Here is a 14129-nt window from a genome sequence, read left to right on the forward strand (position 1 = left end):
TGAAGTCCGCCCGCCGGGAGCGGACTTCCCGGCGGGGACCGGTCATGAGATGCCCGCCCCGGGGTACACGGGTTCTACGAGTCCGTAGTGCCAACCCAGTTCGGAGGCGGACATCATGGGCATCGGCGGTTGCATCGGTCTGATCGCGGTGGGGGCCATCCTCACCTTCGCGACCGACTGGCACATGGCCGGGGTCAACCTTGACCTGGTCGGACTGATCATGATGGCGGTCGGCGTCATCGGTCTGGCCGCGTACGTCAGCATCTTCAAGAAGCGCCGGGTCGTGGAGCCGATGCCGGTGATGGACGAGCGCGCCCGCAACTACCCGCACGTGTGACGGACGTGCGGGGGCGTCAGGCGTCCATCCCCGCGAGCACCAGGGCGAGCCGGGTGTCCCCCTCGGCGGTCAGCCGGACGGGGACACCCCAGTCCTGCTGGTGCACATGGCAGGCCGGGAACTCGTTGTCGGGGTCGTCGTCGCACGACGCGGCCATCGCCGACACGTGCAGCACCCCCTCGCCGACGTCCCCGTTCAGGACGACGTCCCGGAAGAGGTCCGTGCCCTTGCCGGCCCCCTCCAGCAGCAGCTCCGGCGGTGTCGCGCTGACCAGCAGCCGCGTCGAGGGGCCGTAGCGCTCGTCGAGCTTCTGGCCGGCCGGGGCGGAGAACACCACGTCCAGCCGCAGCGGCCCCGGCGCCACGTCCGTCGCGGGCCGCTGCGTACGGTGCGCCGCACCCTCGACCCGCGCCGCCTCCTCCGGCAGGCGCAGCCGCGTCAGCCGGTGACGGGCGGACTCCACCACCACGATCTCCGCGCCGTCCACCACCGCGCCCGACGGCTCCCGCAGGTCCGTCGCGAGCGTGCCGACCTCACCGGTCGCCGGATCGAAGCGGCGCAGCGCGTGGTTGTACGTGTCGCTGACCGCGACCGACCCGTCCGGCAGCGCGGTCACCCCCAGCGGATGCTGCAGCAGCGCCTGCTCCGCGGCACCGTCACGGTGACCGAAGTCGAACAGCCCCGTGCCGACGGCGGTGCGCACCCCGTACCCCGCGCCGTCACCGGCCCGCTCCACCCAGCGCAGCGCGCTCGTCTCGGAGTCCGCGACCCACAGCCGCTCGCCGGCCGCCGCCAGTCCCGACGGCTGCGCGAACCACGCCTGCTCCGCCGGCCCGTCGACCAGCCCCTCGTTCGTCGTCCCGGCCGCCACGGCGACCGTCCCGTCCGCCGGGTCGTACGTCCACAGCTGGTGGACGCCCGCCATGGCGATCCACACCTTGCCGTCCCACCACGCCACGTCCCACGGCGAGGACAGGTCGGTCCCCAGCGCCGGGCCCGAGGTCGCCGACCCCTGCCACCACTGCCTTCCGGTGCCGGCCACCGTCTCCAGGGCCCCGCCCGCCGGGTCGAACGTCCGCAGCCGGTGGTTCACGGTGTCCGCGACGACCACGGTGCCGTCCGGCAGCAGCGCCAGCCCCTGCGGCTCGTTGAAGTCCCCCGGCCCGCCGATCCGCCGCACGACGGTCTCCCCGTCCGGCTCCATCTCCACCAGCTGGTGCCGGGTCGAGTCCGACACCAGCAGGTTCCCCGACGGCAGCCGCAGCGCCTTCCCCGGGAACCGCAGGTCCGTCGCCACCGGCTCCGGCGGCACGTACGGCCCGTCGCCGCGGCGCAGCGTCCCCTTCGCCGCGTGCTCCGCCTCCAGCTCGGTGACCAGCGCCTCCAGCGCGTGGGCGTGCCCCTCCCCGGAGTGCTGGGCCACGACGTAGCCCTCCGGGTCGATCACGGTCAGCGTCGGCCATGCCCGCACGGCGTACTGCTTCCAGGTGGCCAGCTCCGGATCGTCCAGCACCGGGTGGTGCACCCCGTAGCGCTCCACGGCGTCCACGACCGACCGGTGCTCCGCCTCGTGCACGAACTTCGGCGAGTGGACGCCGACGATCACCACGGTGTCGCGGTGCTTCTCCTCCAGCTCGCGCAGCTCGTCTAGGACGTGCAGGCAGTTGATGCAGCAGAAGGTCCAGAAATCGAGGATCACGATCGATCCCCGCAGGTCGGAAAGATCCAGCTGCTTGCCGCCGGTGTTGAGCCAGCCGCCCTTCCCGACCAGCTCGGGGGCACGGACACGGGCACGGCGGGGCTTGGGGGAGGAGGCGGAGGCGGAATCGTTCATGCTGCAAGGGTGCCACCCCGCGCGAGGGGCGATCGCAGCCGTGGGCCCGGTACAACCTTTGCCCGTCGTGGACCGTCTCTCCTGTACCGACCGTCCCTCGTGCCACGGCACGACCAGGGGCACCGCAGCGTTCCGCCGCGTCGTGCTCCCCCGTCCGGACGGGCGATCCAGACCGGCGCGGGCCGCCGAAAGGCCCCGCACGCAGCAGGAGCTCGCATGCCCACGCGCAAGAACCTCCGCCTGGTCGCCGCGACGGCCGCAGCCGTCGCACTGACCGGAGGGCTGCTCACCGTCTCGGCGGGGACCGCAGCCGCCGCACCCGCCAAGTACGCCGACGACTTCAACGGCGACGGCTACCGCGACTTCGCCACCGGCGGCAGCGGTTCGGTCACCGTCACGTACGGGACCGCGAACGGCCCAGGAACCAAGGTCAAGACCTTCACCCAGAGCAGCGCCGGCATCCCCGGCACCGCGGGCGACAGCGGAGGATACGCCGACATGTTCGGCGACGCCCTGGCGGCCGCCGACTTCAACCGCGACGGGTACGCCGACCTCGCGGTCGGCGACGGCTCCGAGAAGGTGGGCAGCCGCGCCGCCGCGGGCGCGGTCACCGTCGTCTGGGGCTCCAAGTCGGGGCTGTCGTCCACCGCCACCCGCATACCGCTCAAGTCCCCCCACGCCGGATACGAGTTCGGCTACGCACTCGCGACCGGCGACTTCAACGGCGACGGCAAGATCGATCTGGCCGTCACGGACGTCGAGTCCGTGTACATCTACCGGGGCGGCTTCGCCAAGTCCGGCACCACGGGCAAGGTCACCCGCCACACCCCGGCCCCGGGCGCGGACAACATGCTCGAACCTGCCGGGCTCGTCGCCGGGAAGGTCACCAAGGACGCCGCCACCGACCTGTACGTCCTCGGCCAGGGCTACCGCAATGACAAGGCCACCTCGGTCGCCTGGTTCCTGCGCGGCGGTTCCACCGTCAAGGCGGGCAAGTTCACCACGTACAACACCTCGTCCCCGAACTACGGCCCCTCGGGCGTGATCGCGGACTTCGACAAGAACGGCTACGGCGACCTCGCGGTCGGCGACCACCCGTACAACAAGGGCGCCGGGGCCGTCTTCGTGCTGCGCGGCGGCTCGGGCGGCCCCACGACCGGCTACCGCCTCACCCAGGCCACCGCCGGTGTCGCCACCGGCGCCACCGGCGGCGACGCGTTCGGCACCACGCTCTCCGCGGGTGACACGAACCGCGACGGCTACCCGGACCTCGCGGTCGGTGTGCCCGGGGAGAAGATCGGCACCGCCAAGCACGCGGGCGGCGTGCACGTCCTGCGCGGCGGCAAGAAGGGTCTGACCGGCACCGGCTCCCAGTGGTTCAGCCTGCAGACCGCGGGCGTCCCCGGCGATGCCACGGAGTACTCCGGGTTCGGCTGGTTCGTCCGTCTGCGCGACCTCGACCGGGACGGCGACGCCGACCTCCTGGCCTCCGGGGGCAGCTACGACCCGTCGGGCGTGCTGCTGCCCGGCGGCACCAAGGGCATCACCGCGGCCTCCGCCCGGGTGATCCCGCTGCTCGCCGCGTTCCCGCAGTAGCGGGGGCGGGGTTCGACGGCGGAAGGGCCGGGCAGCCGCTCGCCCGGGCCCTTCCCCGTGCCGCCCGCGCCGGACGGCGGAGTCCGCCGGGAGGTCCGGCGGTGCGGGGGGCTCAGGGCCGCAGGTCGTTCACGACGTCCGTGGTGGCGACGAGGCCGGAGTGGATGGTGGGGGCGAGGCTGGAGCCGGCGAGGCAGAAGCCGAGGAGGACGCAGAGGATCGCGTGGGAGACCTTCAGCGACTTCGCGCGCAGCAGGATGAGCGTGATCACGATCAGGAGCAGGACCACGGAGATGGATACCGCCATGGCCGTATGACGTCACAGATCGGCGCCCGGGTGGGGGCGACACGCGCGGGAAGGGCCCGGACGCACAAATGTCCGGGCCCTTCCCGTTGCCGTGCCAGGGGCCGATCAGGCCCAGGTGATCAGGCGCTTGGGGTACTCCAGGACCGCCGCGACGTCGGCGAGGACCTTGGAGCCGAGCTCGCCGTCGACCAGGCGGTGGTCGAAGGAGAGCGCGAGCGTGGTGACCTGGCGGGGCTTGACCTTGCCCTTGTGGACCCAGGGCAACTCCTTGACCGCGCCGAAGGCGAGGATCGCGGACTCCCCGGGGTTGAGGATGGGCGTGCCGGTGTCGATGCCGAAGACGCCGACGTTGGTGATGGTGACCGTGCCGCCCTGCATGTCGGCCGGCGAGGTCTTGCCCTCACGGGCCGTGGCGACCAGGTCACCGAGGGCGGACGCCAGTTCGGGCAGGGTCTTGCCCTGGGCGTCCTTGATGTTGGGGACGATCAGCCCGCGCGGGGTTGCGGCGGCGATGCCCAGGTTGACGTAGCCCTTGTGGACGATCTCCTGGTTGGCCTCGTCCCAGGCGGCGTTGACCTCCGGGTTGCGGCGGATCGCGACCAGCAGGGCCTTGGCGACCAGCAGGAGCGGGCTGACCTTGAGCCCGGCGAAGGCCGGGTCGGTCTTGAGCTCCTGCACGAGCCGCATGGTCCGGGTGATGTCGAAGGTGACGAACTCGGTCACGTGCGGCGCGGTGAAGGCACTGGCGACCATGGCCGCGGCCGTCGCCTTCCGGACGCCCTTGATCGGGACGCGGGTCTCCAGCGCGCCCGCGGCGGGTGCCAGGGCGGCGGGAGCCGGTACCGCCACCGGGGCGGCGGTGACCTGCGCGGGGGCGACCGGCGCGGCGGTGGGGGCCGCCGCCTTCTGGACGTCCTCGCGGGTGATCGTGCCCTGCGGCCCGGTCGGGGTGACCGCGGCCAGGTCCACGCCCAGGTCCTTGGCGAGCTTGCGCACCGGCGGCTTGGCCAGCGGGCGGACCTCGGCGGGGGCGAACCCGGCGTGGGCCGCCGGGGCCGGGGCTGCGGCGGCCGGCGCCGGGGCGTGGCCGTTGAGCTCGCCCTGGACGGCCTGCTGCGCCTCGGTCTGCGCCGGCACGGCGGGCTGCTTGCGCGCCCGGCGCTTGGTCGACGAGGCGGCGACGCCGTAGCCGACCAGCACGGGCTGGCGCTTCTGCGCCGGCTCCGCGGCGGGGGCCGGCGCGGCGGCCGGCTCCGGTGCGGTCCCGGCGGCCGGTTCGCCGCCCTCGCCCTCACCGGTGTCGACGGCGATGATCACGGTGCCGACGTCGACGGTCTCCCCCTCGGGGAAGCGCAGCTCGTGCACCACCCCGTCGAACGGGATCGGAAGCTCGACCGCGGCCTTGGCGGTCTCCACCTCGCAGACCACCTGGCCGTCGGTGACGGTGTCGCCGGGCTTGACGTACCACTTGAGGATCTCGGCCTCGGTGAGTCCCTCGCCGACGTCCGGCATCTTGAACTCACGGAAGCGCTGCGGTGCTGCCACTGTCGTCACAACCCTCTCCTCAGAACGCCAGCGATCGGTCGACGGCGTCCAGCACCCGGTCCAGTCCGGGCAGGTACTCCTCCTCCACCCGGGCCGGCGGGTACGGGGCGTGGAAGCCGCCGACCCTTAGCACCGGGGCCTCCAGGTGGTAGAAGCACCGCTCGGTGATGCGGGCCGCGATCTCCGCGCCCATGCCGAGCTGCACCGGCGCCTCGTGCACGACGACCAGGCGGCGGGTCTTCTCCACCGACGCCTGGACGGCGTCGAAGTCGAGCGGGGACAGCGACCGCAGGTCCACGACCTCCAGGCTACGGCCCTCCTCGGCGGCCGCGGCGGCCGCCTCCAGGCAGACCTTCACCATGGGGCCGTACGCGGCCAGGGTGAGGTCGGTGCCCTCCCGGGCGGTACGGGCCCTGTGGAGCGGCGCGGGGATGCCGTCGGTGTCGACCTCGCCCTTGTCCCAGTAGCGGCGCTTGGGCTCGAGGAAGATCACCGGGTCGTCGGAGTCGATCGCCTGCTGCAGCATCCAGTAGGCGTCCTGCGGGGTCGACGGGGAGACGACCTTGAGCCCGGCGGTGTGCGCGAAGTACGCCTCGGGCGACTCGCTGTGGTGCTCGACGGCGCCGATGCCGCCGCCGTAGGGGATGCGGATGACGACCGGGAGCTTGATCTTGCCCAGGGCGCGCGCGTGCATCTTGGCGAGCTGGGTGACGATCTGGTCGTACGCAGGGAAGACGAAGCCGTCGAACTGGATCTCCACGACGGGGCGGTAGCCGCGCAGGGCCAGGCCGATCGCGGTGCCGACGATGCCGGACTCCGCGAGCGGGGTGTCGATCACCCGCTGCTCGCCGAAGTCCTTGTGCAGGCCGTCGGTGATCCGGAAGACACCGCCGAGCTTGCCGATGTCCTCACCCATGAGGACGACCTTGGGGTCGGTCTCCAGGGACTTGCGCAGTGCCTCGTTGAGGGCCTTGGCGATGGTCATCGTTGCCATGGTCAGTGACCCTCCGTGCTGTCGGCGAAGGACGCCTGGTACTCCGCGAACTGGGCGCGCTCCTCGTCGACGAGGGCGTGGCCGTCGGCGTAGATGTTCTCGAAGATCGACATGGGGTCGGGGTCGGGCATGGCGCGCACGGCCTCGCGGACCCGCTTGCCGAGCGCCTCGCTCTCCTCCTCGACACCGGCGAAGAAGGCCTCGTCGGCGATGCCGTCCTTCTCCAGGTAGCTGCGCAGCCGCAGGATCGGGTCCTTGTGCTCCCACTGCTCGCGCTCCTCGTCGAGGCGGTAGCGGGTGGGGTCGTCGGACGTGGTGTGGGCGCCCATGCGGTAGGTGAAGGCCTCGACGAGCATCGGGCCCTGGCCGGAACGGGCGTGCTCCAGGGCGGCACGGGTGACCGCGAGGACCGCGAGGACGTCGTTGCCGTCGACCCGCACGCCGGGGAAGCCGAAGCCGGCGGCGCGCTGGTAGATCGGGACGCGGCTCTGCTTCTCGGTGGGCTCGGAGATCGCCCACTGGTTGTTCTGGCAGAAGAAGACCACGGGGGCGTTGTAGACGGCGGCGAAGGTGAAGGCCTCCGCGACGTCGCCCTGGCTGGAGGCACCGTCGCCGAAGTAGGCGATGACGGCGGAGTCCGCGCCGTCCTTGCTGATGCCCATCGCGTAGCCGGTCGCGTGCAGCGTCTGGGAGCCGATCACGATCGTGTACAGGTGGAAGTTGTTCTCGTTCGGGTCCCAGCCGCCGTGGTTCACCCCGCGGAACATGCCGAGCAGGTTGACCGGGTCCACCCCGCGGCACCAGGCGACGCCGTGCTCGCGGTAGGTGGGAAAGACGTAGTCGTCCGGCCTGGTGGCCCGCCCGGAGCCGATCTGTGCGGCCTCCTGGCCCAGCAGCGACGCCCACAGACCCAGTTCGCCCTGGCGCTGCAGGGAGGTGGCCTCCGCGTCGAACCGGCGGGTCAGGACCATGTCCCGGTACAGACCGCGCAGCTCTTCGGGGCTCAGGTCGATGGAGTACTCACTGTGCTGGACGCGCTCGCCCTCGGGGGTCAGGAGCTGCACCAGCTCCGGCTCGCCCTCACGGCGCTTCGCTCCACCGCGCGTGCCCGTACGGGGCGTACGGGGCTTCGCGGCAGTGCTTTTCACGCTCACGCTTGCTCCTCCGTCTGTCCGGCCCCCGGGATCCGCCGGCGGCCAGTGCGGCTCCTGCCCGACTCGTCGCGGCGCACGGGGTGTGTGCGGCACGGCCGAGCCGGGAGTGTTGGTCGACCCGGCAGGCAGCCCTGCGAAGTGAACGTTACCCACACCTCCCGCTTTCGCGCGAAGGGTGTTCTACCTGCGGTTTTGTTTGGATTTCCTAGTAAATGGGCGTTCTCGCAGGCCACCGGGACAACGGCACGGTATCCCGAGGATCGATTCTTCGTAAGAGGTCGGCGCGGGTCGCGTGTGCAACGCTGAAGTTGTGACCGAAAAGTCGGTAATCACGGTGTTCCTACTGGACGACCACGAAGTCGTCCGGCGGGGGGTGCACGAGCTCCTCGCCGCCGAGGACGGGATCGAGGTCGTCGGCGAGGCCGGCACGGCCGCCGAGGCGCTGGCCCGGATACCGGCCGTGCGGCCCGACGTGGCGGTGCTGGACGTCCGGCTGCCGGACGGCAGCGGCGTCGAGGTGTGCCGGGAGATCCGCTCCTCGCAGCCCGGCGTCGCGTGCCTGATGCTCACCTCCTACGCGGACGACGAGGCGCTCTTCGACGCGATCATGGCGGGCGCGTCGGGCTACGTGCTGAAGGACATCCGCGCCACCGACCTGGTCGGCGCCGTGCGGGACGTCGCCGCCGGCCGGTCACTGCTGGACCCGGTCGCCACCGCCCGTGTCCTGGAGCGCCTGCGCGGCGGCGGGGAACGCCAGGAGGGCCGCCTCGCCGACCTGACCGACCAGGAGAAGCGGATCCTCGACCTCATCGGCGAGGGCCTCACCAACCGGCAGATCGGCGACCGGCTGCACCTGGCGGAGAAGACGGTCAAGAACTACGTCTCCTCCCTGCTCGCCAAGCTCGGGATGCAGCGGCGCACCCAGGCCGCCGCCTACGTCGCCCGGCTGCGCAGCGGCGGCTCGTCGGGCCCGGACACGGGAGCGGGGACGGGCCCGGGTCCGTCCAGATCCTGACGGTCCGGATCCCGGCACCGGCGACCCACGTACCAGTCCGTATGCCGGACGTGGGCTGCTGGCGCATACGTCTTGTATCTATGATGTGCGCATCATGACCCGGAGCCCCGTCGCGACCGCCGGCACCACCGCCGAGCCGGCCGCCAAGCAGCCGCCCGCCGCCGAGCGGGTCTACACGCACGTCAAACAGGCGGTCCTCGACCGCCGCTACGAGGGCGGCACCCTCCTGAGCGAGGGCGAGCTGGCCGAGGCCGTGGGCGTCTCGCGCACCCCGGTCCGCGAGGCGCTGCTGCGCCTGGAGGCCGAGGGTCTGCTGAAGCTCTACCCGAAGAAGGGCGCCCTGGTGCTGCCGGTCTCCGCGCAGGAGATCGCGGACGTGGTGGAGACCCGGCTGCTCGTGGAGCGCCACGCGGTGATGAAGGTGGTGCCCGCCCCGGAGCGGCTGCTGACCCGCCTGGAGGAGCTGCTGGACGAGCAGCGCGGGCACGCCGCGACGGGCGACCTGGCCGCCTTCGCGGCGGCCGACCGCTGCTTCCACGCCGAGATCGTGCGCGCCGCGGGCAACCGCATCCTGGCGCACCTGTACGACCAGTTGAGGGACCGTCAGCTGCGCATGGGGGTGGCGACGATGCACGCGGAGCCGGGCCGGATCGCCAAGAACGTCGCCGAACACACCGAGATCCTCCACGCGTTGCGCGCGGGGGACGCCGCCCTGGCGGCCACGCTGGTCGAACGGCACGTCAGCTGGGTGAACCACCTGGCCAGGGGGGAGTGATGGCAGCGAGCGCCACCCCGGCCGGCGAACCGCCCGGCGGCACCAGGGCGGTCGCGGTCTGGAGCATCGGCACCCTCGTCTACACCGTCGCGGTCGTGCACCGCACCAGCCTCGGCGTCGCCGGGATCGACGCCGCGGAGCGCTTCCACATCGGCGCCTCGGCGCTGTCCACCTTCTCCATCCTGCAGGTGCTGGTCTACGCGGGCATGCAGATACCCGTGGGCCTGATGGTCGACCGCCTCGGCACCAAGAGGGTGCTGAGCATCGGCATCGTCCTGTTCACCTTGGGCCAGCTCGGCTTCGCCCTCTCCCACGCCTACGGCACGGCCCTGGCCGCCCGCGCGGTGCTGGGCTGCGGCGACGCCATGACCTTCGTGAGCGTGCTACGGCTGGGCTCGCGCTGGTTCCCGGCCCGCCGCGGGCCGATGATCGCGCAGGGTGCCGCGCTGTTCGGCGTGGCGGGCAACCTGCTGAGCACCGTGCTGCTCGCGCGGCTGCTGCACTCCGCGGGCTGGACCCCCACCTTCGTCGGCACGGCGCTGGGCGGTGCGCTCGTCCTCGTCCTGGTGCTGGCCTTCATGAAGGACCACCCCGAGGGCTTCGAGCCCGCGCCCGCGGAGCACCCCGGACGCGGCTACGTGAAGCGGCAGATCGCCGCCGCCTGGCGGGAGCCCGGCACCCGGCTGGGGATGTGGACGCACTTCACCACCCAGTTCTCCGGGATGGTCTTCCTGCTGCTGTGGGGCCTGCCGTACCTCGTCGAGGCCCAGGGGCTGTCCCGCGAGACGGCCGGCACCCTGCTGACGGTCGTCGTGATCGCCAACATGGTCTTCGGGATGCTCTTCGGGCAGATCATCGGCCGCCACCACGGTGCCCGGATGCCGCTCACCCTGGGCGTCGTCGGGGCGACCGCGGTGATGTGGGCGGTGGTCCTGGTCTGGCCCGCGGACCACGCCCCGCTGTGGCTGCTCGTGCTGCTCTGCGTCGTGCTGGGCACCTGCGGCCCGGCGTCGATGATCGGCTTCGACTTCGCGCGCCCGGCGAACCCGCCCGAGCGCTTCGGCACGGCCTCCGGCATCGTCAACATCGGCGGCTTCACCGCCTCGATGGCCGCGCTGCTGGCCATCGGCGTCCTTCTGGACGCCAGCGGCGACGACTACCGGGTGGCGTGGAGCAGCGTGTTCGTCCTGCAAGCGCTCGGCCTGGTCCAGATCCTGCGGCTGCGCGGCCGGGCGGCGCGGCTGGAGCGGCAGCGCATCGCGGTCAGCCGCGTCGAGAGCGTCCACGTCCCCGCGGGGACATGAACGCTCCCCCCGGCGTCACTGTGTGACGGCGATGTTCGCCAGGATCGCGTCGGCCAGCGCCTGGTCGCCCTCGGTCTTCAGCCGGCCCTCCACCGCGTGCGCGCGCGTGCGCCCGCAGCTCAGCCGGACGAAGGTCTCCCAGTCCAGGGTCAGCGTGACCGCGGGGCCGAGCGAGACGCTGCCGTCGATCGTGCCCTGGCCGTCGGTGTCGACCCGGACCGTCCGCATGAACTCCAGCTCGCCGTGGACGTCGAACACCACGGCGGAACCCGCCGGGGCGCCCGCGCGCCCGGCGACCACCTTGGGCAGTTCGGAGAGGATGTGGTCCCGGGCGACGACCGCGCCCGGGGAGTCGAGGTTGCCGGGCTCGCCCAGCGCCCGGCGCAGGTCCTGCTCGTGCACCCACACGTCGAAGACCCGCCACTTCAGCAGCTCCTCGAGGGTCATCTCCTTGCCCATGGGGCCGCGGACGGTGTCCTGCGCGCCACGGGTCTCGTTCCGCAGCTGCCGGGACCGGCGGATGATCGTGTAGTCGAGCTCGCCGACGACCTCGGGCGCGGTGTGGTGCCGCCGCTTGTCGACCGGCACCTCCACGTAACGGGCGTGCTCCGTGGTCATGTGCCGCAGGTCGCTGGGGAGCGTGTGGATCGGCCGGGGATCGCCGAGCAGCTCGCACTCGAACCCGATCACGTGCGACACGATGTCGCGCACGGACCAGTACGGGCACTCGGTCGGCCGGTTCCAGGCGCCCGCCGGAACGGGGCGGACCAACTCGGCTATGGATTCTATGGAGTGGGTCCAGGCGTCGATGTACGGCTGGATCTGGCTGTGGACGGTGCCGGTCACGGGACCCCTCGACGGTCGGGCGCGGTCGTGGTGTGCGCCTTAAATTACGCTGCGCAGTGACACCACGGGAGTGCTTTCGTGTGACGATCGTAGGCCCGCAAGAACATGCCGAACTCATGGGCGGTGGTACTGTGCGCGTTTCCCTGCTCCAGATCGACGTCGACCCCGGCGAAGCGGTGGACGCCCGGCGTGAACGGGTCGCGTCGCTCGTCCGCGGACAGTCCGGGTCGGACCTGGTCGTCCTGCCCGAACTGTGGCCGGTCGGCGCCTTCGCCGCCGATCTTTTCCAGCCAGAGGCCGAGCCGCTCCAGGGCCCCACCGCGCAGGTGATGAGCGCCGCCGCGCTCGACGCGGGCGTGTGGCTGCACGCGGGCTCGATCGTCGAGCGCGCCCCCGACGGCGCTCTGTACAACACCTCGCTGCTCTTCTCCCCCGACGGCGAACTGCGCGAGACCTACCGCAAGATCCACCGCTTCGGCTTCGACCAGGGCGAGGCCGTGCTCATGCACGGCGGCGACCGCGTCGTCACCACCGACGTCCAGGGCGTCCCCGTGGGCCTGGCAACCTGCTACGACCTGCGCTTCCCCGAGCAGTTCCGGCTGCTCGTCGACGCGGGCGCCACCGTCGTCCTCCTCCCGGCCGGCTGGCCCGCGCGGCGCCGCGAGCACTGGACCCTGCTGGCCCGGGCCCGCGCGATCGAGTCGCAGGCCTACGTGGTGGCCTGCGGCACCGCGGGCACCCACGCCGGGGTGGAGCTGGCCGGGCACAGCCTCGTCGTCGACCCCTGGGGCGCCGTCCTCGCCGAGGCCGGACCGGGCGAGGAGGTCATCACCGCCGACCTCGATCCCGGCCTGGTGGCCAAGACCCGGGCGGACTTCCCGGTGCTGCGCGACCGCGTGCTGGGCCTGCCGGTGCCGGATTCGGCCGGTTGAGGCGGTATGGCCCCATCAGGGACCATCGGCCCCGGAGGTGGGGGCGGAGTGCTCTGCGCCTCCGGGGGGCCGGCCCGGCAAGGTGGTTCCCATGGAACTCGAGGGGCGCGCTGCGCTGGCGCTGCTGGGAAAGGTCCGGTACGGGCGGCTGGCGCTGACGCGGGGGGCCCTGCCGTACATCGCCGTGGCCCGGCACGTCGTCGCCGACGGCTCCGTGCTGATCCGCACCGACCGCTCATGGGGCGTGGACGGCACGGTCGTGGCCTACCAGGCGGACGACGTCGAAGCGGGCTGGGCGGTGCAGTTCCTCGGGACGGCACGCGCCTTCCATCCCTCGACGGCACAGCGGGCGCTCTTCGGCACAGATCGTCAAAACGATACAAGCCGGGAGCCGGGCCATGTGTACGTACGTCTCGACCCGCGAGTCCACCACCGGAATGATCTAGCATCTGCCTGGTGATCGGGAGTTCGGCGACGGCGCCGCCCTCCGCCGGGACACTGGACACCCTGCTGCGCCGATACACGGACGCCGGCGCCCCGCTGTCCTGCGAACCCGTTGCCCAGGGCTTACTGAACCGGGGATTCCGGCTGGCCACCACCAGCGGCCGCTACTTCCTCAAGCTGTACGTCGACGGTGCCACCGCCGACTCCGCCGTCATCGCCCGCCAGCACCGGGCGACCCAGCGGCTGGACGAGGTGGGCCTGCCCGTCGCCTCCCCGGTGCCCGACGCCGACGGCCGCACCGTCGCCGTGGTCGGCGGCCGCTGCTTCGCGCTCTACCCGTGGGTGGAGGGACGGCACCGCGAGGGCGGCGAACTCACCACCGGCGACTCCCGCCGCCTGGGCGCCCTGCTCGGTCTCGTCCACACCACCCTGGCCCAGGTGCAGCCCGCCCCCGAGCCGGGCCGGCACGCCAGCGCCGACCCCGAACTGACCTACGCGCTGATCACCGCGCTGCTGCGGCGGGTGCGCGCCAGCGCCCCGCGCGAGACCTTCGACGAACTGGCCGAGCACCGGCTGCTGGAGCGCCGCGCCCTGCTGGAACGTCACGCCCACCGCCGCCCGCCCGACGCGGCCGGCCCGGTCTCCGGCTGGGTGCACGGCGACTTCCACCCGCTCAACCTGCTCTACCGCGAGGACGAACCCGTCGCCATCGTCGACTGGGACCGGCTCGGCGTGCAGCCGCGCGCCGAGGAGGCGGTACGGGCCGCCGTGATCTTCTTCGTGCAGCCCGGCGGCGCCCTGGACCTCGACAAGATCCGCGCGTACGCCCGGGCCTACCGCGCCGCCGCGGGCGTGCCCGGGGACGAACTGGCCGCGGCCGTGCACCGGGTGTGGTGGGAACGGCTCAACGACTTCTGGATGCTGCGCTGGCGCTACGTCCTCGACGACCGCAGGACCGACCCCCTCTTCCCGGCCTCGTCCGCCCTGGTCGTCTGGTGGACCGCGGCGTACGAGGCCGTGCTGGAGGCCTTCACGGGCTGACCCGG

14 protein-coding genes are annotated in these 14129 nt (G+C 72.5%); 8 read left to right on the forward strand and 6 right to left on the reverse strand.

Annotated features, from left to right (window positions below; translation table 11 throughout):
* The first annotated feature begins 115 nt into the window (after positions 1-115).
* Positions 116-337 (forward strand): hypothetical protein, encoded by a 222-nt coding sequence (locus PV341_RS09810; RefSeq protein ID WP_499512825.1) that lies wholly within the window; start codon positions 116-118, stop codon positions 335-337.
* Positions 338-353: 16 nt separating this feature from the next.
* On the opposite strand, the gene PV341_RS09815 is transcribed toward PV341_RS09810, so the two are convergent.
* Positions 354-2171, reverse strand: coding sequence for an NHL domain-containing thioredoxin family protein (locus tag PV341_RS09815; protein WP_500331468.1), 1818 nt, complete (start codon positions 2169-2171; stop codon positions 354-356).
* A gap of 216 nt (positions 2172-2387) precedes the next feature.
* On the opposite strand from PV341_RS09815, the gene PV341_RS09820 reads away from it, so the two are divergent.
* On the forward strand, positions 2388-3767 hold the full coding sequence (locus PV341_RS09820) for an FG-GAP and VCBS repeat-containing protein (protein WP_500331470.1): 1380 nt from the start codon (positions 2388-2390) through the stop codon (positions 3765-3767).
* 112 nt (positions 3768-3879) lie between these two features.
* Here PV341_RS09820 and PV341_RS09825 read toward each other — a convergent pair whose 3' ends face one another.
* The 4 genes from PV341_RS09825 to pdhA all read right to left on the reverse strand — a co-directional run bounded on the left by PV341_RS09825 (position 3880) and on the right by pdhA (position 7767).
* Positions 3880-4074 carry a hypothetical protein gene (locus PV341_RS09825; protein WP_500331472.1) on the reverse strand — a complete coding sequence of 65 codons (195 nt, stop codon included), beginning with the start codon at positions 4072-4074 and terminating at the stop codon, positions 3880-3882.
* Between the two features lie 105 nt (positions 4075-4179).
* Entirely contained in the window at positions 4180-5586 is a 1407-nt protein-coding gene (locus PV341_RS09830) for a dihydrolipoamide acetyltransferase family protein (protein WP_500357398.1), read from the reverse strand.
* A 52-nt stretch (positions 5587-5638) separates the two neighbouring features.
* Complete coding sequence (locus tag PV341_RS09835) at positions 5639-6604, reverse strand: alpha-ketoacid dehydrogenase subunit beta (protein ID WP_500331500.1); 966 nt, start codon at positions 6602-6604, stop codon at positions 5639-5641.
* A gap of 11 nt (positions 6605-6615) precedes the next feature.
* Positions 6616-7767 (reverse strand): pyruvate dehydrogenase (acetyl-transferring) E1 component subunit alpha, encoded by a 1152-nt coding sequence (pdhA, locus tag PV341_RS09840; RefSeq protein WP_499512830.1) that lies wholly within the window; start codon positions 7765-7767, stop codon positions 6616-6618.
* Positions 7768-8077: 310 nt separating this feature from the next.
* On the opposite strand from pdhA, the gene PV341_RS09845 reads away from it, so the two are divergent.
* The 3 genes from PV341_RS09845 (at position 8078) to PV341_RS09855 (ending at position 10861) form a co-directional block, all read left to right on the forward strand.
* Complete coding sequence (locus PV341_RS09845; RefSeq protein ID WP_500357383.1) at positions 8078-8782, forward strand: response regulator; 705 nt, start codon at positions 8078-8080, stop codon at positions 8780-8782.
* A 94-nt stretch (positions 8783-8876) separates the two neighbouring features.
* Positions 8877-9557 (forward strand): GntR family transcriptional regulator, encoded by a 681-nt coding sequence (locus tag PV341_RS09850; protein WP_500331476.1) that lies wholly within the window; start codon positions 8877-8879, stop codon positions 9555-9557.
* Positions 9557-10861 carry an MFS transporter gene (locus PV341_RS09855; RefSeq protein ID WP_500357385.1) on the forward strand — a complete coding sequence of 435 codons (1305 nt, stop codon included), beginning with the start codon at positions 9557-9559 and terminating at the stop codon, positions 10859-10861. Before PV341_RS09850 ends, PV341_RS09855 begins: the two co-directional genes overlap by 1 nt.
* A gap of 15 nt (positions 10862-10876) precedes the next feature.
* On the opposite strand, the gene PV341_RS09860 is transcribed toward PV341_RS09855, so the two are convergent.
* Entirely contained in the window at positions 10877-11707 is an 831-nt protein-coding gene (locus PV341_RS09860) for a maleylpyruvate isomerase family mycothiol-dependent enzyme (protein ID WP_500331478.1), read from the reverse strand.
* Between the two features lie 131 nt (positions 11708-11838).
* Here PV341_RS09860 and PV341_RS09865 point away from each other — a divergent pair, with 131 nt between their 5' ends.
* From PV341_RS09865 to PV341_RS09875, 3 genes are all read left to right on the forward strand, one after another.
* Positions 11839-12639: a carbon-nitrogen family hydrolase gene (locus PV341_RS09865; protein ID WP_500331502.1), complete on the forward strand. Its 801-nt coding sequence runs from the start codon at positions 11839-11841 to the stop codon at positions 12637-12639.
* 91 nt (positions 12640-12730) lie between these two features.
* Positions 12731-13099 carry a PNPOx family protein gene (locus PV341_RS09870; RefSeq protein WP_499512835.1) on the forward strand — a complete coding sequence of 123 codons (369 nt, stop codon included), beginning with the start codon at positions 12731-12733 and terminating at the stop codon, positions 13097-13099.
* Positions 13096-14124 carry a phosphotransferase gene (locus PV341_RS09875; RefSeq protein ID WP_500331480.1) on the forward strand — a complete coding sequence of 343 codons (1029 nt, stop codon included), beginning with the start codon at positions 13096-13098 and terminating at the stop codon, positions 14122-14124. The genes PV341_RS09870 and PV341_RS09875 overlap by 4 nt, the downstream gene beginning before the upstream one ends.
* The last annotated feature ends 5 nt before the right edge of the window (positions 14125-14129 follow it).

Origin of the sequence: Streptomyces sp. PA03-1a, from assembly GCF_033792805.1 — a bacterium.
Classification (GTDB): Bacteria; Actinomycetota; Actinomycetes; order Streptomycetales; family Streptomycetaceae; genus Actinacidiphila.

What these genes read in the sequence shown, in the direction of transcription:
- PV341_RS09825 (WP_500331472.1), bottom strand. Translation starts at nt 4,074, where the DNA reads ATGGCGGTATCCATCTCCGTGGTCCTGCTCCTGATCGTGATCACGCTC.
- PV341_RS09850 (WP_500331476.1), top strand. Translation starts at nt 8,877, where the DNA reads ATGACCCGGAGCCCCGTCGCGACCGCCGGCACCACCGCCGAGCCGGCC.
- PV341_RS09815 (WP_500331468.1), bottom strand. Translation starts at nt 2,171, where the DNA reads ATGAACGATTCCGCCTCCGCCTCCTCCCCCAAGCCCCGCCGTGCCCGT.
- PV341_RS09830 (WP_500357398.1), bottom strand. Translation starts at nt 5,586, where the DNA reads ATGCCGGACGTCGGCGAGGGACTCACCGAGGCCGAGATCCTCAAGTGG.
- PV341_RS09855 (WP_500357385.1), top strand. Translation starts at nt 9,557, where the DNA reads ATGGCAGCGAGCGCCACCCCGGCCGGCGAACCGCCCGGCGGCACCAGG.
- PV341_RS09820 (WP_500331470.1), top strand. Translation starts at nt 2,388, where the DNA reads ATGCCCACGCGCAAGAACCTCCGCCTGGTCGCCGCGACGGCCGCAGCC.
- PV341_RS09870 (WP_499512835.1), top strand. Translation starts at nt 12,731, where the DNA reads ATGGAACTCGAGGGGCGCGCTGCGCTGGCGCTGCTGGGAAAGGTCCGG.
- PV341_RS09835 (WP_500331500.1), bottom strand. Translation starts at nt 6,604, where the DNA reads ATGACCATCGCCAAGGCCCTCAACGAGGCACTGCGCAAGTCCCTGGAG.
- PV341_RS09810 (WP_499512825.1), top strand. Translation starts at nt 116, where the DNA reads ATGGGCATCGGCGGTTGCATCGGTCTGATCGCGGTGGGGGCCATCCTC.